Annotated in this window: 19 protein-coding genes; 9 read left to right on the top strand and 10 right to left on the bottom strand. The window is 64.8% G+C overall.

Translation table 11 applies throughout. From position 1 onward, the window contains the following. Window positions 1-127: 127 nt before the first annotated feature. Both MESCI_RS04485 and MESCI_RS04480 read left to right on the top strand, forming a co-directional pair. Window positions 128-658 carry an invasion associated locus B family protein gene (locus tag MESCI_RS04485; protein WP_064992655.1) on the top strand — a complete coding sequence of 177 codons (531 nt, stop codon included), beginning with the start codon at window positions 128-130 and terminating at the stop codon, window positions 656-658. A 68-nt stretch (window positions 659-726) separates the two neighbouring features. Beyond that, window positions 727-1965, top strand: a complete 1239-nt coding sequence (locus MESCI_RS04480; protein WP_013528761.1) for a M24 family metallopeptidase — start codon at window positions 727-729, stop codon at window positions 1963-1965. A gap of 219 nt (window positions 1966-2184) precedes the next feature. On the opposite strand, the gene MESCI_RS04475 is transcribed toward MESCI_RS04480, so the two are convergent. The 5 genes from MESCI_RS04475 to MESCI_RS04455 all read right to left on the bottom strand — a co-directional run bounded on the left by MESCI_RS04475 (window position 2185) and on the right by MESCI_RS04455 (window position 8036). Further along, on the bottom strand, window positions 2185-3627 hold the full coding sequence (locus MESCI_RS04475) for an amidase (protein ID WP_013528760.1): 1443 nt from the start codon (window positions 3625-3627) through the stop codon (window positions 2185-2187). Window positions 3628-3832: 205 nt separating this feature from the next. Beyond that, entirely contained in the window at window positions 3833-4924 is a 1092-nt protein-coding gene (locus tag MESCI_RS04470) for a Gfo/Idh/MocA family protein (RefSeq protein WP_013528759.1), read from the bottom strand. 193 nt (window positions 4925-5117) lie between these two features. Next, on the bottom strand, window positions 5118-6281 hold the full coding sequence (locus MESCI_RS04465; protein ID WP_013528758.1) for an ABC transporter substrate-binding protein: 1164 nt from the start codon (window positions 6279-6281) through the stop codon (window positions 5118-5120). Window positions 6282-6351: 70 nt separating this feature from the next. Then, window positions 6352-7212, bottom strand: coding sequence for an ABC transporter permease (locus tag MESCI_RS04460; RefSeq protein ID WP_013528757.1), 861 nt, complete (start codon window positions 7210-7212; stop codon window positions 6352-6354). Next, window positions 7209-8036, bottom strand: a complete 828-nt coding sequence (locus MESCI_RS04455) for an ABC transporter ATP-binding protein (protein WP_013528756.1) — start codon at window positions 8034-8036, stop codon at window positions 7209-7211. The genes MESCI_RS04460 and MESCI_RS04455 overlap by 4 nt, the downstream gene beginning before the upstream one ends. A 336-nt stretch (window positions 8037-8372) precedes the next feature. Between MESCI_RS04455 and MESCI_RS04450 the strand changes: the two genes are divergently transcribed. After that, window positions 8373-9317: a MurR/RpiR family transcriptional regulator gene (locus tag MESCI_RS04450; protein WP_013528755.1), complete on the top strand. Its 945-nt coding sequence runs from the start codon at window positions 8373-8375 to the stop codon at window positions 9315-9317. Window positions 9318-9431: 114 nt separating this feature from the next. After that, window positions 9432-11219: an NAD(P)/FAD-dependent oxidoreductase gene (locus MESCI_RS04445; protein WP_013528754.1), complete on the top strand. Its 1788-nt coding sequence runs from the start codon at window positions 9432-9434 to the stop codon at window positions 11217-11219. Window positions 11220-11315: 96 nt separating this feature from the next. On the opposite strand, the gene MESCI_RS04440 is transcribed toward MESCI_RS04445, so the two are convergent. Together MESCI_RS04440 and MESCI_RS04435 are read right to left on the bottom strand one after the other, a co-directional pair. Beyond that, window positions 11316-12551: an amidohydrolase/deacetylase family metallohydrolase gene (locus MESCI_RS04440; protein WP_013528753.1), complete on the bottom strand. Its 1236-nt coding sequence runs from the start codon at window positions 12549-12551 to the stop codon at window positions 11316-11318. Window positions 12552-12577: 26 nt separating this feature from the next. Continuing rightward, on the bottom strand, window positions 12578-12943 hold the full coding sequence (locus MESCI_RS04435; RefSeq protein ID WP_013528752.1) for a RidA family protein: 366 nt from the start codon (window positions 12941-12943) through the stop codon (window positions 12578-12580). Between the two features lie 220 nt (window positions 12944-13163). Here MESCI_RS04435 and MESCI_RS04430 point away from each other — a divergent pair, with 220 nt between their 5' ends. Further along, window positions 13164-13649 (top strand): hypothetical protein, encoded by a 486-nt coding sequence (locus MESCI_RS04430; protein ID WP_013528751.1) that lies wholly within the window; start codon window positions 13164-13166, stop codon window positions 13647-13649. A 10-nt stretch (window positions 13650-13659) separates the two neighbouring features. Here the strand turns inward: MESCI_RS04430 and MESCI_RS04425 are convergent, their stop codons facing one another. Further along, on the bottom strand, window positions 13660-14295 hold the full coding sequence (locus tag MESCI_RS04425; protein ID WP_013528750.1) for a methyltransferase family protein: 636 nt from the start codon (window positions 14293-14295) through the stop codon (window positions 13660-13662). Window positions 14296-14539: 244 nt separating this feature from the next. Between MESCI_RS04425 and MESCI_RS04420 the strand changes: the two genes are divergently transcribed. The 3 genes from MESCI_RS04420 (at window position 14540) to MESCI_RS04410 (ending at window position 17539) form a co-directional block, all read left to right on the top strand. Continuing rightward, window positions 14540-15337, top strand: a complete 798-nt coding sequence (locus tag MESCI_RS04420; protein WP_013528749.1) for a COG4705 family protein — start codon at window positions 14540-14542, stop codon at window positions 15335-15337. 160 nt (window positions 15338-15497) lie between these two features. Continuing rightward, window positions 15498-16172 carry a winged helix-turn-helix domain-containing protein gene (locus MESCI_RS04415; protein WP_013528748.1) on the top strand — a complete coding sequence of 225 codons (675 nt, stop codon included), beginning with the start codon at window positions 15498-15500 and terminating at the stop codon, window positions 16170-16172. Then, entirely contained in the window at window positions 16169-17539 is a 1371-nt protein-coding gene (locus tag MESCI_RS04410; protein ID WP_013528747.1) for a HAMP domain-containing sensor histidine kinase, read from the top strand. The genes MESCI_RS04415 and MESCI_RS04410 overlap by 4 nt, the downstream gene beginning before the upstream one ends. A gap of 51 nt (window positions 17540-17590) precedes the next feature. On the opposite strand, the gene MESCI_RS04405 is transcribed toward MESCI_RS04410, so the two are convergent. Continuing rightward, window positions 17591-18019, bottom strand: a complete 429-nt coding sequence (locus MESCI_RS04405) for an Lrp/AsnC family transcriptional regulator (protein ID WP_013528746.1) — start codon at window positions 18017-18019, stop codon at window positions 17591-17593. A gap of 115 nt (window positions 18020-18134) precedes the next feature. Between MESCI_RS04405 and MESCI_RS04400 the strand changes: the two genes are divergently transcribed. Continuing rightward, window positions 18135-19238, top strand: a complete 1104-nt coding sequence (locus tag MESCI_RS04400; RefSeq protein WP_013528745.1) for a saccharopine dehydrogenase family protein — start codon at window positions 18135-18137, stop codon at window positions 19236-19238. Between the two features lie 235 nt (window positions 19239-19473). On the opposite strand, the gene lpdA is transcribed toward MESCI_RS04400, so the two are convergent. Then, complete coding sequence (gene lpdA / locus MESCI_RS04395) at window positions 19474-20871, bottom strand: dihydrolipoyl dehydrogenase (RefSeq protein WP_013528744.1); 1398 nt, start codon at window positions 20869-20871, stop codon at window positions 19474-19476. Window positions 20872-20922 lie beyond the last annotated feature (51 nt).

Genomic DNA, 20922 nt, shown 5'->3' with positions numbered 1-20922 from the left:
CTTTCGGAACAGTCGCGGGTGTTGTATCAAGCCATGCTCGGGAGAATACCGGGCGCGGCGAGGAAACATGCAAGGCATCCGGCAAAACAACATGACATTTACTTTAGCTAGATCTAATTTACTCGGCATGGCCGCGGGACTGGCCGCCCTGTGGCTTGCTCTGGCCACCGGCCCAGCCCTCGCCGAAGATGCCAAGCCGGCCCAGCCAAAGCCGGCTGAAAGCAATGCAAAACCGGCCGATGCCAATCCGTGGGCGGTGAACTGCTCCAGCGGTTCGGCGACCACCGAGCTTCAGTGCCAGCTTTCGCAGAACCTGACCGAGGCCAAGACTGGGCAGCGCGTGCTGACCGTGACCGTGCGCCGCGACAACGGCAATGGCAGCCTCGCCATGCTGCTTGCCCTGCCGCACGGCCTGTTCCTGCCGTCCGGCGCCTCCTTCCAGATCGATCAGGGCCAGAAGACGACGATTGCCATCCAGACCAGCGACCAGAACGGCGCCTATGCCGCCACGCCGCTGTCGGCGGATCTCATCAAGGCCATGAAGTCGGGGACCAATCTGAACATCGGCATGGAATCGGTCACCCGCAAGCCGGTCACCATCCCGGTGTCGCTGGCTGGCTTCACCGCCGCCGTCGCCAAGCTGGAATCGATCAAGTAGCTGTTGTCAGCGGCTTGATTGTACGCACCCAGAATGCTCCGTTGCCGCTTCGGACAGTGGAGAAATCCATGACAGGCTTTGTCGACCGCCAGCGCGCGGCGCAACTGATGGACCGCGCCGGCATCGAGGCGCTGGTGCTGTGCGCGCCCGAGGCCTTCCACTATGCGACCGGAGCCTCGATCGGCCCGGCGGGACTGTTCCGGCGCTCCGGCGCCGGCTTTGTCGTCATCCCGGCTGGCCGAGACCTGCCGATCGGCGTCGTGGTGGCGGACTTCAATGCGGGACAATTGCAGCGGGTTCTGCCGGACGCTGTTATCCGCAGCCACCCGATCTGGATCGAAGCCGCCACGCTGGACGCCTCGACGTCAGGGCAAGGGTTGCCGCAACGCATCGAGGCCGGCCTTGCCGGCCGGGCGCCTGGTTTTTCTCGGCCCGCGACATTCGAACTCGCCCGTGCCGTCGACGAGCTGAAGCAGATCCTGACCGGGTTCGGGCTCGGGCGCGCAAGGGTCGGCGTCGACCTCGATTTTGTTCCCGCCGCCGATTTCTCGGTCATGCAGGCGCTGCTGCCGGCCTGCACGATGGTCGACGGCTCGGCCGTGCTCGACAGGTTGCGGGCCATCAAGTCGCCGCGCGAGATCGACCTGCTGCAGCAAGGCATCATCCTGTCGGAAGCCGGGCTGGAGCGGCTGCAGGTCGATGCGATGGCCGGCATGCGCCAGGCCGATCTCATTGCCCTCTACCGGCAAGGTGTCGCCACGGCCGCGTCCGGCCTGTCTCATCCGGTCCAAACTGCCGAATATGTGACGCTGGGCGCTCGGGCCAAAGATGCCGATGCGAAAGCGATGCCTGGCGATCCGCTGAAGTGCGACATGGTCTGCACGGTCGGCGGCTACGCCTCCGACATGTCGCGCAACTTCACCTTCGGGCCGCCATCCGCCGAGCAGGCCGAACTGCACGCCATTGCCGAGCGGGCCTTTGACGACGGGCTGGCGTCCCTTGTTGCGGGAACCACGCTCGCCCACGTGCATCGCGTCGCCACCGACAGCCTGGCGCGGCAAGGGCTGCGCACCTACCGCCGCGGCCATTTCGGCCATGGCGTCGGCCAGTCGGTGTTTTCCGAACAATGGCCGTTCATCGCCGCCGACAGCGATGTCGTGATCGAAGCCGGCATGGTGCTGGCCTTCGAGATCCCGCTCTACATAGACGGCCTCGCCAGCTTCAATCTCGAGGACCAGTTCCTGATCACGCCGGACGGGCCCAAGCCGATGAACAGGCTGCCGCGACGGCTGGAGAGGATTGGATAGCGAGGCGGGTCACTGCAGGGACAGCGCTCTACGCCCCCCTTGCCCTACCGGGCATCTCCCCCTCAAGGGGGGGGAGATTGGCAGCTTCGCCGTCTCGCCCACCTTACCGTGTAGATGATTTGGCGAAGGCTGTTGAGCGCGTAATCTCCCCCTTGAGGGGGAGATGTCCGGCAGGACAGAGGGGGGCGCCACGGAACTCGGCGGTGGGCTGCCAAGCACCTAACCACTCACCGCCGGCCTTCTCCCCCTCCACGGCATCTCTTGCTCCAGCTGCGCCGACGCGGCCAGCACCGTCGCCTCGTCGCCGTAGCGGCCGACCAGCTGCACGCCGATCGGGACGCCGTCTTTCGACCAGCCGAGCGGCAGCGAGATCGCCGGCTGGCCGGAGATGTTGAAGGGGAAGGCAAACACCGAGTCCGCCCATTTGGCGTTGTAGCGGTCGATATCGGTTTCCGACATGTCGTAATAGCCGAGCGGGCGCGGCAGCTGCGTCAGCGTCGGGGTGATGAAGAGATCGTAGGCGCCAAGGTCGCCGACGATGTCGCGGCCGACCTGCCTGAGCTGCTCGACGTCGGAGATGTGCCTGGTGCCGCTGGTTGCACGGCCGCGCTCGATGATCGCAAAGGTCACCGCCTCGACATCGCCCGGTGTCACCGACCGCCCCATCACCGTTTCAAGGTAGTCGAAGGTCGCCGCCGTCTGCACGCAGGTCATGTTGGTGTAGGTCTTCCACACAGCATCGGCGTCGAGCGGCATGTCATGCTCCTCGACATGGTGGCCGAGCCGCTCGAGCGTCCCCACGGTCTCCAGCACCGCCGCCTTCACCTCCGGATCGATCGCGGTGCCGTTGGGCGGCGTGACGGAAAAGCCGATACGCAGCTTCTTCGGCGCCCGCGCCGACAGGCTGAGCCAGCTGCCATCAGGAACCGGCGGCGTGTAGGGGTCGCCCGGCAGCGCGCCGGCGACCGCGTCGAGATAGGCCGCCGTGTCACGCACCGTGCGCGAGCAGCAAAGAAAATAGGCGCCCCCATACCAATAGTCGCCGAACGGCGCGAGGCTGACGCGGCCGCGCGACGGCTTCAGGCCGACGATGCCGCAGCAGGAGGCCGGGATGCGGATCGAGCCGGCGCCATCGCTGGCTTCGGCGATCGGCACCATGCGCGAAGCAATCGCCGCGGCCGCTCCGCCGCTGGAGCCGCCGGGCGTGATGCCTTCCTTCCACGGGTTCTTCGTCGCGCCGTAGAGCTTTGGCTCGGTGGTGATCGACCAGCCATTTTCTGGGGCGTTCGACTTGCCGACCAGCACCAGCCCGGCCGCCTTCATGCGGCGAACGACTTCGGTGTCGAAATCGGCGACGACATCTTTCAGGTAGAATGAGGAGTTGGTGTTCGGCGCCCCGGTCCAGGACGAGGCCAGCTCCTTGAGCAGGAATGGCACGCCGGCGAAGGGCGCTGATGTGTCGACCGTCTGCGCCTGGCCGCGCGCCATGTCGTAGAGGCGATGGATGACCGCATTGAGCGTCGGGTTGAGCCGCTCGACCAGCGTGATCGCCGCTTCCACCAGCTCCGCCGGGGTAACGTCGCCGCGCTTCACCAGCGCCGCAAGGTCCAGCGCGTCGGACTCGGCATAGGTTTTCAGCAGACTGTCGGTGACGGCGGCCATATCTCTCTCCTTCGGCGGATAGCTTGTGTTGATGCTGCTCCTGCGGAGAACTGTATTGGGGCATCGGCCCCCTCACCCAGCCTCCGCTTCGCTCGGCTGACCTCTCCCCGAGGGGAGAGGAGACTTGCAGCGCCAGCGCCACCCTCTTCTCCCCAACGGGGAGAAGGTGGCCGCGAAGCGGCCGGATGAGGGGGCTGGCGCGACTTCAGGCCAGGTCGATGGTGCGCCCCAGTGCGATGCTCTGCTCGGCGGCCAGCACGATGCGCAGGCTGTTGACCGCCGCATCCATCTGCTCGGTGAGGTCGAGATCCTCGCGTATGGCGCGCAGGAAGAAGGCCTGCTCGCGATCGCACAGTTCCTGGTGGCCGGGTTCGTCCTCCATGCTGACGATCTCGTCGGGTTTGGAGAAATTCTTGTCGCCGTCGACAGCGGCATAATGGATCTTCAGCGCATCGGTCTTGGTGTGGCGGTCGATGTCGGCGGAATTCGAAACCTCTGCCAGCTCGGCAACACTGCTTGCCTGCTGGCCGGCGACGATCGACACCGCGCCCTTGGGGCCGACAACGTCCTTCACGAAATAGGCCGTCTCGCTCATCATCGGGCCCCAGCCCGCCTCGTACCAGCCGACCGAACCGTCATCGAAGGTGACGTGCAGATGGCCGTAATTCTGCTTGTCGGCTTCCGCCCAGAGCTTGGCGCCGATGCCGTGCACGCGCACCGGCTTGGCGCCGGTCAGCTGGCACATGACGTCGACATAGTGGACGCCGCAATCGACGATCGGGATCAGCGAATCGATCAGGTTCTTGTGCCAGTGCCAGGCGCTGCCGCTGCTCTGCTGGTTGAGGTTGAGCCGCATCACCAGCGGCTTGCCGAGCGTCTTGCCGACCTCGATGAACTTGATCCACGACGGATGCACGCGCAGAATATAGCCGAGCACCAGCTTGCGGTTCTTGGCCCGCGCCGCCGCGACCACCTTCACGGCATCCTCGTTGTTGGTGGCGAGCGGCTTTTCCATGAACACATGGCAGTTGGCGGCGATTGCCTTCAGCGCGTATTCGGCGTGGGTGTTCGGCCAGCTGTTGATCGAGACGGTGTCCGGTTTTGTTTCCTTCAGCGCCTGGTCGAAATCCTCGTAGAGTGGGTAGCCGGCTAACTCTTCCGGAATCTTCGTGTTGCTCCTGATCGACCGGCTCATGATGCCGACGATCTCGAAACCGTCGAGCCGGTGATAGGCGCTGGCATGCGACGCACCCATATTGCCGAGACCCACCACCAGCACTTTTACCTTGTCGGACACCGAATATCTCCCAGGTTTTGATTGAATTGTGCGCGGCGATCGGTTGCCGCTCGTATGTCTATCCGAGACAATCACCTCGGGTCAGCGCCGCCGCTCATTGCCTGCCCTTTCCTCTCCCCCGTCGATCGGGGGAGAGGAAAGGAGCCAAGGCAGGGTAATGGAGGGCGGCGCCGACATGACCCGTTGCGCAGCCCTATTTCACCGCCGAATCGAACAGATGCGCCTTGATCTTCTCGACATCGAGCGCGGCAAAACCTTCCGACAGCTTGACGCCGTCGGCATCGGCCTTGACCTTGGCCTTGTCGAAATCATTGGCCGGGCCGATCAGATCGTTGGTGCAGACATCCTCGGCCTTCACCGGGGCGGTGATCTGGCCGATCTTGTGGATTTCGTCGAAGAAGCCCTGCCAGCTCGCCATGTCGTGCGAGCCCCAGCCGCCGCGCTTGTCCATGTCGCCGCGGAAAACGTTGATCTGCTGCAGGATCGAGGTGGTGCCGAGCTCCGGCCCGAGATTCTTGGCCAGCGTCGGGAACTGCTCGAACACCGCTTCGACCGCCGCGCGTGGATTCTGGTAGCCGAATTCGAGGCCCATCGCCCAGCCGCGCAGGTACTTTTCCAAAAACGCCTTGCGGTCGGGATCCTCGAGATCGGCGGCACGCACGACGAAGGTGTTGGCCGGCAGCTTCGAATTCTGCACGCCGAGCCAGTATTCGAAGTCGAGCCCCTTGGCGATCCATTCGGCGCGCAGCCCTTCCCACGACAGGGCGGCGTCGCCCTGGCCGCCGGCCAGCGCCGTTCCCCAGGTCGGCCAGCCGGCCTCGACATATTTCACCTTCTTGATGTCGACGCCCTGCGCGGCCAGCAGCGGGTCGGTGATCGACTGCCAGGCGGCGGAGCCGAGCAGGATGGTCTTGCCTTCCAGCTTCTTCAGGTCGTTCGATCCCTCGCCCTTGCGGAAGGCGATGCTGAACGTGTCGCGCGCGCCCATATGGAACACCGACTTCAGCTTCATGCCGTTCTGGATGGCGAAGGAGAACACGCCGGGCGACGGGAAGCCCATATCGGCCTGGCCGACATCGACGAACTTCACCGTCGCGGTGCCGTCCGATGGTCCCGGCTGCATGTCGGTGTCCAGCCCGTCGAAATAGCCGGCCTTCTTGGCCGCCCAGTAGGGATAGTCGTCGAGCACTTCGAGCGTGCCGCGCGGCGAGATCCAGGTGAATTTTCCGTAGGGTTCGGCCCTGGCCTTCAGGCCGGTGGCGCCAAGCGCCGTCGCCGTCACCAGCCCGGCGCCGGTGACCTGCAGGAAGTAGCGGCGGCTGATCCCCGCCGGGTTGATCGAGTTCTCTTTGGTCATGGCATTCCCCTTTTTTGTTTGATGTCAGTCTCTTGCCGCCCGCCTCCCGGGCGCCGTCATATCCCTGTGTTCAAGCCTCCCAGCTCGCCCATTTCTTGCCGATCAGGAAAAACAGCACGTAGATCAGGATGCCGAGCGTCGACAGGATCAGCACCACCGCGAAGAACTGCGGCATCTGGATCATCGACGAATAGGTGGTCAGCCGGTTGCCGAGGCCGAAACCGCCGCCGACCATTTCCGCGCCGACCGCGGTCAGCAGGCCGAAGATGGCGCCGATCATCAGCCCGACCAGGATCATCGGCAGCGCCATCGGCGCGCGGATCTTCCAGAAGATCTGCAGGGTGCTGGCGCCATAGGAACGCGCCAGCGCGATCTTGGCGCTGTCGACGCGGCGAAAGCCTGTCGCCGCATTGATCATTACCATCGGCCCGGCGGCCAGCGCCACCGCGATGATGCGCGGCGTGTAGCCGAAGCCGAAGCGCAGGATCAGAAGCGGCACCAGCGCCAGCATCGGCGTGGTGACCAGAAGCAGGATGTAAGGCGCGACGATCTTCTCTGCGAACGGGAATTGGGTGATGACGGCGGCCAGCACCAGGCCGATGATGGCGCCGATGGTGAAGCCGGACACCAGCTCGACCAGCGTGTAGCCGAGATGCGGCGCGATCAGCGGAAACTCGTCGAACAGCGCATAAGCGATCGAGCTCGGCGGCGGCATGATATAGAGCGGCACGTGGAACAGCCGCAGCGCCAGTTCGATGCCGCCGATGATGATCACCGCCACGGCAAGAATGGCCGCCACCTCCTTGCCCGACTTGATGCCGGGGCCGCTGGCGAAGGCGGAAAGGTTGGTCAGGCTGACCTCATGGCCGTCGCCCGCCTTGGCGCCCGACTTGGACTTTGAGAATTCCGGAATGGCATCGCCCCCGCTCACGGCCTGATCCTCACGATTTCGGCGCTCGGGCGCTCCGGCGCTTTTGGCCGCGTGCGTTCGCCGACAATGTCCATCTTGATCCGGTTGGTGAGGTCGAAGACCTCCTTCGTCGCCATGATCTCCAGCGAACGCGGCCGTGGGAACGGCACGCGGTATTCCTTGGCGACGCGGCCAGGCCGGGCGCTCAGCACCACCACCCGGTCCGAGAGAAAAATCGCTTCCTCAATCGAGTGGGTGATGAAGACGATGGTTGTCTTGGTGTCGAGCCAGATCTCCTCGACCAGCCGGTTCATCTCCTCGCGGGTGAAACTGTCGAGCGCGCCGAACGGCTCGTCCATCAAAAGCACCGAGGGCTTTAGCGCCAGCGCCCGCACGATCGCCGCGCGCTGCTGCATGCCGCCCGACAGCTCGCGCGGAAACTTGCCGCCGAAGCCATCAAGCCCGACCCGGTTGAGCAGATGCGCGATCCACGCCCGGTCTGGCTTCTCGCTCTTGATCTCGAAGGGGAAGCGGATGTTGGCGTCGAGGTTGCGCCACGGCAGGAGGTTCGCCTCCTGGAAGACGATGCCGATATCGGGATGCGGACCGGTGATGGCCTTGCCGTCGAGCCGGATCTCGCCACTGGTCAGGCTGTGCAGGCCCGACATCGACCACAAAAGCGTGGTTTTGCCGCAGCCGGAAGGGCCTACGATCGAGACGATTTCATTGACGCTGACATCGAGGCTGCAGCGGTCCAGCGCCAGCAGGTCGCCGGAGGCCGTGTGATAGATCTTGGTGGCTGCCTGCACGCCAAGCTTCGGCTTTTTTGCATCGCCCGTGTTCATCTGCCCCCCGGGAAGATTGCGCGATGATCCATTGGCTCATCCCAGCGAAAATCAGTCTGTAACTATCCTACTTTCCTGTCAAGCACCGACGATAGCGGCCGTATCACGAAAATCGATTAGTATACCTATCGTCTTGTTTTACCGGCGGTTTTACGGCCTTGAAATGCATGTTGCTTTCCTACATACTTCGGAACTGACACGGACCGGAGAGGAACGGAGGAAGGTGAGCTTTCCCCAACGACACGCTGCGGTTGCGATCCGGTTGGGCACGTGGAGCCAGGGCGTGCAAACATGCTAAGACGACAGCCTCGCAACCCAGGGAAAGACCAGGACCCCATGACCGACGCTGGCAGCCAGGACGAGCCTGTTCCAGGCCCCGATACCGAGGGGCGCGATCCTGTCCGACGCATCCCCGACATCATCTCGCTGGTCAAGGATTCCTACAGCGAATTGCGCCCGGCCGAACGGCGTGTCGCCGATGTCGTTCTCGACGACGTCAAATATGCCGTCGACGCCTCCAACGCCGCCCTTGCCCAGCGCGCCGGGGTCAGCGAACCGACGGTGACCCGGTTCTGCCGCGCCATCGGCTGCGAGGGCGTGCGCGATTTCAAGCTGAAGCTGGCGCAGAGCCTCGTCGTCGGCGCGCTCTACCTGGCCAAGTCGCCTTCCGTCAGCAATGACAATGGCATGCCGTTCTGGAACGCCGTGTTCGGCGAGGCGCGCCGGGCGCTGCAGGAGGCCGAGCGGCAGCTCGACCTGGCCCAGCTGCAGAAAGCCGCCGAGCTGATCGCCAAGGCGCGCCAGGTCACGGTCTTCGGCCTTGGCGGCAGCTCCTCGGCGCTGGCGCAGGAAACCCAATACCGGCTGTTCCGCTACGGCATAACAGTCAGCGCCCAGTGCGATCCCTATCTGATGCGCATGACCGCCTCGACGCTCAAGCCCGGCGATCTGGTGATCGCCATTTCGGCGACGGGACGCACCCGCGAGGTGATCGAGGCCGTCGAACTCGCCAAGCATTACCGCGCCAATGCGATCGCCGTGACCGCGCCCGACACCGAGCTCGCCCGCACCTGCGACGTCAGGCTGACGGTGGCGGTGCCGGAATATCCCGACACGCTGAAGCCGACGGCATCGCGCTTCGCCTTTCTGGCGGCGATCGACCTGCTGGCGGTGGCCTCCGCCTACAAGCTCGACGGCTCGGCCCGCGAGACGGTGCGCCGCATCAAATACAACGCCCAGATCCACCGCACCGGCAAGGAGATGGAGCCGCTCGGAGACTAGCTCCCTTCTCCCCGTTCACGGGGAGAAGGTGCCGGCAGACGGATGAGGGGCAGCGCCGGGTTCGACAGTTGCCATTCCAACACAGATTAGACGCACGCAGGAAGAGGGAAAGAGATGCTCGAAATAGCACCCACGAAACAGGCAGCCGCATGGCTCGAATCCCTGGCGCAGGCACTCGCAGCCGGCGACGTGGCCGATGCGAGCAACCTGTTCGTCGACGATTGCTACTGGCGCGATCTCCTGACCTTCACCTGGAACATCACGACCATGGAAGGCCGCGCGGCGATCGCCGACATGCTGGCGACGACGCTGGCGACGGCCAAGCCGAGCGCGTGGCGGCTGACCGGCGAGGCGACCTCGGACGACGGCACCATCGAGGCCTGGTTCAGCTTCGAAACCGTGGTGGCCAGGGGGGAGGGCATCATGCGGCTGCGCGACGGCCGCTGCCGGACATTGTTCACGGCGATGGCCGACCTCAAGGGCTTCGAGGAGCGCAAGGGCGCGGCGCGGCCGCTCGGCGTGCGCCACAAGGCCGATCCCCAGCGCGAGACCTGGTCGGAGGCGCGGGCGCGCGAGACACGCGAACTCGGCACTGATGAACAGCCCTATTGCCTGGTCATCGGCGGCGGCCAGGGCGGCATCATGCTGGGGGCGCGACTGCGCCAGCTCGGCGTGCCGGCCATCGTCATCGAGAAGAATGCCAGGCCGGGTGACTCCTGGCGCAACCGCTACCGCACGCTCGTGCTGCACGATCCGGTCTGGTACGACCATCTGCCCTACATTCCCTTCCCCGAAAACTGGCCGGTGTTCACGCCCAAGGACAAGATGGGCGACTGGCTGGAAATGTATACGCGCGTCATGGAGCTCAACTACTGGGTCGCCACCAAATGCCTCAGCGCCAGCTATGACGAGGCCGAAAAAGTCTGGACCGTGGTCGTCGACCGCGTCGGCCGGCAGATCACGCTGAAGCCCAAGCACATCGTCTTCGCCACCGGCGCCTACGGCCCGCCACGGCGGATCGATCTGCCGGGTGCCGGCCGGTTCAAGGGCGAGTTGCTGCACTCCAGCCAGTATGCCAGCGGCGACAAATTCCGCGGCAGGAAAGTCGCCGTCATTGGCGCTGCAAGCTCCGGCCACGATGTCTGCGTCGACCTCTGGGAGAGCGGCGCCGAGGTCACCATGATCCAGCGTTCGCCGACGACAGTGGTCAAGTCGGACACGCTGATGGAAGTCGGCTTCGAGATCTTCTCGGAAGACGCACTGGCGCGCGGCATCACCACCGAGAAGGCCGACATGATCGTCGCCTCGACGCCGTTCGCGCTGGTGCCCAAGGGCCAGCGGGCGCTTTACGAGGTGATCAAGGCGCGCGACGCGGCCTTCTACGACCGCTTGCGCGCCGCCGGCTTCGCCATCGATTTCGGCGACGACGAGACCGGCCTTCTGATGAAGGCCTACCGCACCGGCTCCGGCTACTACATCGATGTCGGCGCCTCCGACCTGATCATCGACGGCAAGATCGGCATCCGCAGCGGCGTCGCCATCAAGTCGCTGACCCCGAGCGGCATCCTGTTCGAGGACGGCAGTGAACTCGCCGCCGACGCCATCATCGCCTGCACCGGCTATCAGTCGATGAACGAGAATGTCGCCGCGATCGTTTCGCGCGAAGTCGCCGACAAGGTCGGCCCGTGCTGGGGCCTTGGCTCCGGCGTCAAGGGCGACCCCGGCCCCTGGCAAGGCGAGCTGCGCAACATGTGGAAGCCGACCGCCCAGGAAGCGCTCTGGTTCCACGGCGGCAATCTGGCGCTGTCGCGCTTCTATTCGAAATATGTGGCGCTGCAGATCAAGGCGCGGATGGAAGGCATTGAGACGCCGGTTTACGGGGCGGTGAGCAACGCCGGGTAAAGTCGACCCCCACTCCGTCGAGCTTCGCTCGCCGGAGTGGGGGAAGCCATTCGCCAAGCGCACAGTCCCAAGACAGGCACAAGCTGCCGAGATCAGCTAGTCGTGCCGATGCCCAAAGTGCCTCGCCGCAACCTCGACATGGGTATGCGCGGCATGCGCCACAAACCGCTCAGTCTCGCTGACATCGTTGACCGCTTCGTTCGGCCACCAGGTGCCGCCCATAACGATGCCTTCGCACACCAGTCTCTGATCGGCGACCAATGACGCGCCGACCGCGTCGACGAAGGTGAAGCGGCCCGGGCGCTGACGGAGCACGGCGACGTCGCCGACCGTGCCGACGGCCAGTGTGCCCAGGTCAGGCCGCGCGATCGCCTGCGCCGGCGCTTGCGTGGCGGCGCGCAGGACCTCGACCAGCGGCATGCCGAGCGCCAGGAGCTTCGACATGCAGACGAGGATGTCGAAGGCGGGACCGTCGACGCAGTAGAGATGCACGTCGCTCGAGATCACGTCGGGCGCCAGCCCTTCTTCGAGCATGGCGCGGGCGACGGCGAAATCGAACGAGCCCATGCCGTGGCCGATGTCGAAGATGACGCCGCGCTCGCGCGCCAGCCGCATGTCGGGCCGCACCGCGCCGGAAGCGAACACCGGCGCATTCGGGAAAGGCCGGAAGCAATGGGTGAGAATGTCGCCCTTGCGCAGGCGCGGCAGCACTTCCGAGCGGCCGGGCGGCGGTTCGTCGATATGCGCCATCAGCGGCAGGCCGGCCTGGTCGGCGGCCTCCAGCGCCAGATCCACCGGCGCGATGCCGCTGGTGCCGCCGGCATGCTTGCCCGAGCGAACCTTTACGCCGACCACGACATCGCGGTGCTCGCGCACCGCAGCCACAACCTCGCGCGGCTCGCAGAGCCTGAGATCGCTGCACTCGCCGACCGACACCGTCTGCGAGAAGCCGAAAATGCCGGCAAAGGAAATGTTGACATAGGCCAGGATGCGAACCTTCGAGCGCTCCATGACATGGCGGCGGAAGCCGAGGAAATTGCCGGCGCCCGCACTGCCGGCATCGATGAAAGTGGTGGTGCCGCTCTTGGCGGCCAGCCGGTCGGCATCGACGCCAAGCGACGTGCCGCCCCAATAGACGTGGCTGTGCAGGTCGACCAGGCCCGGCGTGACGATGCAGCCGGCGGCATCGACGATCTGCGCGGCGCTGTCCGCCGGGATATCGGCGTCGACCGCGGCAACGCGGCCATTGGCGATGGCGACATCGCGCAGCGCGTCGAGGCCAGCGGCCGGATCGATCAGCCGTCCGCCCTTCAGCAGGAGGTCGAATTGCATGGGGTAACCTCCGCTCGTTGCTTTGCTTACAGAGGCCGATAGGCGACCGCCTCGACCTCGATCTTGATATCGATCATCAGCCGCGATTCGACCGTGGTGCGGGCCGGCGGGTTCTTCGGAAAGTGCCTGGCATAGACGGCGTTGAAGGCGCCGAAATCGCGCGCGTCTTCCAGCCACACGGTGGTCTTCACCACATCGTCCATGGTGCAGCCGGCCAGCGCCAGCGCGGCCTTGATATTGGCGAGCACCTGCTCGGTCTGTTCCGATATGCCGCCCTTGACCACGATGCCGTCGCTGCCGACGGGAACCTGGCCCGAGACATAGACGAGATCGCCTGCCCGCACGGCGGGCGACAACGGCACATGCGACGTTCCAAAACACTGTTTCGGCAAGGGACAAGCCTCCTCTGATGACAGGACGGGGTGCCATTGCAGCGCCCGCTTCGATCGACATTTACGCCGATCCGGCCGATCCTCATAGGGGCCTTGTTGGAAAGCAACATTCTTGGAAATCTGCGTTGCTTTATTACAAGAGCCCTTGCATCGTACGCGCTGACGGGCGGCTTGGAAGCCGCACCGCACAGACGCATTTGCCAGAGCGGAGATACCAGCAATGACCTACGACAAGAACCCGTTTCCATCAGGCGATGCCGATCGCCACGCGCTCTGGGAAATGCTGGTGCGGCGCGACATCGACGCTTTCATCGGCCAGGACTGGGCTATGGTCGAGGATGATTTCGTCGCCGAGAGCTTCTTCGGCATGCATGCGCATTTCCTGCACAACGCCGACGCCTGGCGGCTGCAGTTTCCAAGGCTCGACGTCTATCGCGACGAATGGCTGCGCCAGGCCAAAGAGACGGCGGCGACCAAATTCGCCGAGCCGCTGCGCGAGGCGCTGTTTCGCGTCACCAACATGCGAGACATCGACGTCGACGGCGACCGCGCCGTGCTGCACAAGAAGTTCGACGGCTCGGTCGCCAAGGCGGACGGCAGCGTCGACCGGCTGAAATGGCAGACGCTGTATTTCTGCACCAAGGTCGGCGGAAGCTGGAAGATATCAGGCTTCGTCGGCTACATGCCGCATCCGCTCGGCAGCTAGAGCCAGCCGATCAGTAGAGCGTGACGAAGGCCGGAAACAGCATGCCGGTCGTCCGGAAATGCTCGACCAGTTCGATGGCCGGGAAGATGGCGAGGAAATAGAGCCCGTCGAAAAACGTGCGCTTCAAAGCCCGCGTCGAGAACTGCAGTTCGTCATCGTCGCGGTAGAGCAGCGGGTTTGGCCAGAACCGGGGCGTGCTCTTGGTGTAGGCAAGATAGGCTGGGCCGAACTTGCCGAGCAGAAATTCGGCTTCCTTGCGCGCCGTGACGCGAAAGATGAAAAAGCTGGCAAGGCCCAGCGCCACGGCCGCCATCAGCGAGCCGTAGAGCAATCCAATGCCGACCGCACCGACCGTCGAGAAGAAATAGAGCGGGTTCTGCGTGGTCGAGAACGGTCCCGTCGAGACCAGTTCCTCGTTCTTCTTGCCGCCGACATAGAGAATGCTCCACAGCCGCCCGACGACACAGACGAGCACCAGGCAAAAGCCGAAGAATTCGATCGTTTCGTGCCCGTCGGAGCCCTCGCTCAGCCCCGGCTTGGTGAGAAACAGCAGCAACACCGCCAGCGCCGCCGCAACCCGCACGAAGATCAGGCGCTTGCGCTGGTCGAAGGCCTGGGAAACCGGCTTGAGGGTAGCGTAGGTCATTTGGTGTTTCCTGGGGCACTGACGGGTGCCCGTGAGCAATGGGCATGACATTGATGGCGGATGAAAGGCGCACGCCCTCTATCGGCGCAGCGCCGGGCGTTCGTAAAGGACCTTTGCGCGGCCCACGCCCATTCTTACGAATTTGTATGCCGCCGGACAGGCCGGCGTGAGCTCGTTTGCTTACGCTGCGCGGATCGCCACCGCCACCGCCACCGCCGCAACCGTCGACCTCAGGACTTCAGCCATGCTCGCGCCCAACAGGCAACAACCCGCCCCACCGAGCCACAACAGAGTTCCCGACGTCACTCTCGATTTCTGGGTGATCAAGTTGATGGCGGTCACCACCGGCGAGACCGCAGCGGATTATCTTGCCGACACGATCGGGCTTGGGCTGACCGCCACCTCGCTGATCATGACCGGCATCCTGATCGCTGCCCTCGTCCTGCAGTTTGCGCAGAAGCGTTACGTGCCGTGGGCCTACTGGCTGGCGGTGGTGCTGATCAGCATCGTCGGCACCCTGGTGACGGACAATCTCGTCGACACTTTCGGCGTGCGCCTGCAGACCACGACCATCGCCTTCTCGGTTGCGCTCGCCGCGACATTCGCGGTCTGGTACGCCAGCGAACGGACGCTGTCGATCCACACCGTCTTCACCACCAGGCGCGAAATCTTCTACTGGCTGGCGATCCTCTTGACCTTCGCGCTCGGCACCGCCGGCGGCGATCTCGTCGCCGAAAGCTTCGACATGGGCTACCTCACCACAGGCCTGCTGTTCGGCGGCGCCATCGCGCTCATCGTGCTGGCCTACTGGCTGCTCAATCTCGACGGCATCCTGGCCTTCTGGCTCGCCTATATCCTGACGCGGCCGCTCGGCGCCTCCTTCGGCGACCTGCTGTCGCGGTCGGCCAGGCATGGCGGCCTGGGCTTCGGCACCATCTTCACCAGCCTGCTCTTCCTCGGCTGTATCATTGCGCTCGTCCTGCACATGACCCTGAAGGGGACAACCGACGAAGCCGATGAACTGTTGCTGGACCTGGACTAGGTGCAGGGCGGATGCGCTGGCATTGACAATTGCCGAAAACCCCACCGCTTCGGCCAATCGTGAACGTTCTAGCGCCACCATGCCTGCGCCTTCGTGACATCCTAGGAACAAGCCCGTGCCGGTGATAGCCTCTCCATCTCGGCAACGGACCGGACCTTTCATGCGACTGCTTCTCGTCGAGGACGACCACAGGACGGCCGACTATATCGTCAGGGGACTGACCGAGGCCGGCCATGTCTGCGACCTCCTGCGCAACGGCCATGACGGGCTGTTCGCGGCGACCCGGGGCAAATACGACGTGATCGTCGCCGATCGGATGATCCCCGGTCTCGACGGCCTGTCGATGGTCAAGGCGGTGCGCGCCGCCGGCGTGCGCACGCCGGCGATCTTCCTCACCTCCGTCGGCGGCATCGACGACCGCGTCGAGGGGCTCGAGGCCGGCGGCGACGACTATCTGGTCAAGCCCTTCGCCTTTTCCGAACTCCTCGCCCGCATCAACGCGCTTGGCCGGCGGCCGGCGGCGCAGGAGCAGAAAACCGTCCTGCGGGTCGCCGACCTCGAAATGGACCTGATCATGCGCCGCGTCACGAGGCGGGGCCAGCCGATCGACCTGCAGCCGCGGGAGTTCAGCCTGCTGGAAGTGCTGATGCGCGGCGAAGGCCGCGTCATCACCCGCACCATGCTTCTGGAGCGTGTCTGGGATTTTCATTTCGATCCCAGGACCAGCGTCGTCGAGACCCATATCAGCCGACTGCGGGCCAAGGTCGACAAGCCCTTCGAAACCCAGCTCATCCACACCGTCCGCAACACAGGCTACAGCCTGCACGCGCCATGACCGGAACCTGGTCCCGCCTGCTTCGCAGCACACCATTCCGGCTTGCCCTGACCTTCGCCTTCCTGTTCGTGCTGGCCTTCGTCCTGTCTGGCGCCATCGTCTACCAGATGATGAGCGCCGATCTTGCCGAGCGGCTCGACGACACCATCAAGGAAACCTACGCGGTCGTCGCCGCGACCTATGCCGAGAACGATCTCAAGGAGCTGGTTGAGACCGTCGGCAGCCACTCCCTGCGCAGCCTCAAGAAGGAGCAGCTGTTTTCGTTGACCGACGCAACGGGCAATCGCCTGGCCGGCAACTTCACCGCGGCAGGGCTTCCCGACGGCTTCTCGATGTTCGACACCGAAATGCCCGGCGTGCCGCCCGGCGCCGAGTACCGCGCCTATTCCGGCCCGGTCGGCGGCAACACGCTGACCGTCGCCTTCAGCCTTTCCGAGACGGAGGAGCTGGAGAGGATCGTGCTGATGAGCTTTGGCTGGGGAACCCTGATCATCACCGGGCTGGCGGTCGCCGGCGGCGCCCTGCTCGCCTCGCGCGTCCAGCGCCGTCTCGACGGCATCGCCGCCACCATGGTGGATGTCTCGCATGGACGGCTGGACACCCGCATTCCGCTGACCGGCAAGGGTGACGACATCGACATCGTCTCCAGCCAGGTCAATGCCGCGCTCGACCGCCTGTCGGCGCTGGTCGAAGGCATGAAACAGGTCAGCGCCAACATCGCCCACGATCTGAAGACGCCGCTCAACCGGTTGCAGATGATCCTCGACACCGCGTCGGAAAAGAACCTGTCGGGCCGGAAAATCGCCGCTGAACTGGCGGAGGCGCATGCCGAGAGCCTGCAGATCAACGAGACCTTCGATGCCCTGCTGCGCATCGCGCAGATCGAGGCCGGCGCCCGCCGGGCGCGGTTCACCGATGTCGATCTGGGCGAGGTGCTGCAAACCATCGCCGAGATCTATGCCGATGTTGCCGAGGACGACGGAAAGTCGCTGTCGTTGGCGCAACCACAGGAAACGACGGACCGGATCCATGGCGATCGCGAGCTGCTGACGCAGATGTTCGCCAATCTGGTCGAGAACGCGTTGCGCCATTGTCCATCGGGCACGACGATAAAGCTGTCGGTAGCGCGCCAGGGCGAACGCGTCGTTGCGGGCGTCGCCGACAACGGTCCCGGCATTCCGGCGGAAGAGCGCGAGAAAGTGTTCCAGCGGCTCTACCGGCTGGACCACAGCCGCTCGACATCAGGCAGCGGCCTCGGGCTCAGCCTTGTCCGGGCCATCGCCGATCTGCACGGCGCATCGATCACGCTCGAGGATTGCCGACCGGGACTTGCGGTGGTGGTGAGTTTTCCGCTGGCGACGGATTAGCCGGCGAAACGGCTGGTGCTGTTCAAGCCCAGCTTGGGTTGAGAGGTCCCCTCACCTATCTATCCGCGTCGACAGGATGATCGATGACAGCGTCCGCTCGACTCCATCCATGGCGCCGATCTGGTCGAGCAGCATGTCGAGGTCGCGGATCGATGGCGCGTCGACGATGACGATCATATCGAAATTGCCGCTGACCGAATGCAGCGTCCGGACCGTCGCCAAACCGCGCAGGCCGCGCACCACCTTGTCGGCAAGCTTGGGCGTCACGGTGAGCAGCACATGCGCCCGCACCAGCCCCTGCTCATAATCCGGCGCCAGCCGCACGCCGTAGCCTGATATGATGCCGCGCTGCTCCAGCCGTTCGATCCGGCTCTGCACGGTTGTCCGCGAGACGCCAAGCCGCCGCGCCAGCTCGGCGGTCGAGGCGCGCGCATTCTCGCGCAGCAGCGAAAGCAGGGTCTGTTCGGCATCGCTGAGCATTTCGACGATTCTTCTCGGCGGACTGACCAATCAATGGGTTCGTTTCGTACAGAACCACGCTTCCTTTCGACGGGCAAGCTGCGAATCTGTGCTCACAACCAGTGAGGGATTTGTCATGAAGAAAATTGTCGTTGTCGGCGCCGGCAAGATCGGCTCGACCATTGCCGAGATGCTCGCCGCCACGGGAGATTATCAGGTCACGCTCGTCGACCGCTCGGCAGCACAGCTCGCTGCTGCCGAAGTCCCGGCCACGGTTGCGACGCTGGAGCTCGACATCGAAGCGTCCGGCACGCTTGAAGCCGCACTCGCCGGCAAATTCGCGGTGCTCAGCGCCGCTCCCTTACATCTGACCACCCGCATCGCCGAGGCGGCCGCCAGTGCCGGCGTGCACTATCTCGACCTGACCGAGGATGTCGTCTCGACCCGCCGCGTCAAGGAACTGGCGCGTTCGGGCAGAAGCGCCTTCATTCCGCAATGCGGCCTGGCGCCGGGCTTCATCTCGATCGTCGCCAACGATCTCGCCAGCCGCTTCGATTCTCTGGAAAGCGTGCGCATGCGCGTCGGCGCTTTGCCGCAATATCCCTCCAATGCGCTGAACTACAATCTGACCTGGAGCACCGACGGCGTCATCAACGAATATTGCGAGCCCTGCGAGGCGATCGTCGAGGGCGAGCTGGTCGAGGTGCCGCCACTGGAGGAGCGCGAGGAGTTCTCGCTCGACGGCGTCACTTACGAGGCATTCAACACCTCCGGCGGGCTCGGCACGCTGGCCGAGACGCTGAAGGGCAAGGTGCGCACGCTCAACTACCGCACCATCCGCTACCCCGGTCACGCCGCGATCATGAAGGCGCTGCTCAACGACCTCGGCCTGCGCCATCGCCGCGAGGTGCTGAAGGACATTTTTGAAAGCGCCCTGCCGGCGACATTGCAGGACGTCGTCATCGTCTTCGTCACCGTCTCCGGCCGCAAGAACGGCCGCCTGCTGCAGGAGACCTACGCCAACAAGGTCTATTCCCAGCGTGTCGGCCAGGTGGTGCGCAGCGCCATCCAGATCACCACGGCGTCCGGCATCTGCGCCGTGCTCGACATGCTGGCCGACGGCAGCCTGCCGGCGACCGGCTTCATCAAGCAGGAAGACATCGCGCTGGACGCGTTTCTAGCCAACCGTTTTGGCCGCGCCTTTGCCCAGCACGAAATGGTGAGTCGGCTGGCGGGGTGAGGCGGCGTGTCTCTCTTGTGGAGAGGCGGGCGGGACAGTGCCCCCCTCTGCCCTGCCGGGCATCTCCCCCTCTAGGGGGGAGATCGGCTGTCATCTTAGATTTCGCCAATTTTTGAAAGTTTTGGAAGAGGCAGGTTGCCCGAAACTGCCAATCTCCCCCCTTGAGGGGGAGATGTCCGGCAGAACAGAGGGGGGCGCTGTCCCGCCGGCATCACCGCTTTTGCGCCATCGCGAATTAAATATGCAGCGCGTGTCCCAGCGCCTTCAGCGCTGCTTCCTGGAACCCTTCGCCCTGCGTCGGATGGGCATGGATGGTGCCGGCGATGTCCTCCAGCCGCGCGCCCATCTCCAGCGCCAGCCCGAACGCCGCCGCCAGTTCCGACACGCCCTGCCCGACCGCCTGGATGCCGAGCACCAGATGGTTGTCGGCGCGGGCCAAGACGCGGACAAAGCCGTCCTCGCCCAGCTTCGTCATCGCCCGGCCGTTGGCCGCGAACGGGAACATGCCGATCTTGATCTCGCCGCCGAGCGCCTTGGCTTCTTCCGGCGAAAGACCAGCGGTCACCAGTTCGGGATCGGTGAAGCAAACGGCGGGTATCGAACGCTTGTCCCAGCTGCGCTTGTGGCCGGCAACGATCTCGGCGACCATCTCGCCCTGCGCCATCGCCCGGTGCGCCAGCATCGGCTCGCCGGTGACGTCGCCAATGGCGAAGATGCCGCGCATCGAGGTGCGGCACTGGTCGTCGATGCGGATGAATTTGCCGGCCATGTCGAGGTCGATCTGCTCGAGCCCCCAGCCTTCGGTCACCGGCTTGCGCCCGACCGTGACCAGGATTTTTTCGGCGGCGACCTTGGCGCTTTTGCCGTCCGAGGTCTCGACCAGCAACGCGTCACCCTTGGTTGAAAGCCCCTTGGCCTTGGCGCCCAGCATCACCTCGACGCCGAGCGCGGTGAGCCGCTTGACCACCGGCCGGGTCAGCTCCGCATCATACTGCGCCAGCACGCGCGGCAAGGCCTCGATCACGGTCACCTCAGCGCCCATCTTGGCAAATGCCATGCCGAGTTCCAGCCCAATATAGCCGCCACCGACGACCGCGAGCTTTTTCGGCACGTCGCTGAGCGCCAGCGCCTCGGTGGACGAAATCGCCCGACCGCCAAACGGCAGGAACGGCAGCTCCACCGGCGCCGAACCGGAGGCGATGACGATCGTTTCGGCCCGGATCACCTGCACGCCCGTCTCGGTCTCGACCGCGACCGTCTTGCCGTCGCGAAAGCTCGCCCAGCCATGCACGGTTTTCACGCCTGCCTTCTTGAGCAGGCCGGCGACGCCACTGTTGAGCCGGCTGACGATGCCGTCCTTCCAGGCGACGGTCCGGGCAAGATCGAGCGTCGGCGCGGTGACCGAAATGCCGAGCGGGCTCTTGCCGCCCGCCATGTGCGACACCTTCTCGAACTCCTCCGCCGCATGGATCAGCGCCTTGGACGGGATGCAGCCGACATTGAGGCAGGTGCCGCCCGGCTTGCCGGCCTCGACGATCACCGTATCGACGCCGAGCTGTCCGGCCCGAATAGCGCAGACATAGCCGCCGGGCCCGGCGCCGATGACGAGCAGCTTGCAGGAGATTTCTTTCATGATGGCACGCTCTTTCTGGTGGCGAAGGCCCCCTCATCCGGCCGCTTCGCG

This window comes from Mesorhizobium ciceri biovar biserrulae WSM1271, assembly GCF_000185905.1.
GTDB classification, from domain to species: Bacteria; Pseudomonadota; Alphaproteobacteria; order Rhizobiales; family Rhizobiaceae; genus Mesorhizobium; species Mesorhizobium ciceri.
This window is presented reverse-complemented; position numbering and strand designations above follow the sequence as displayed.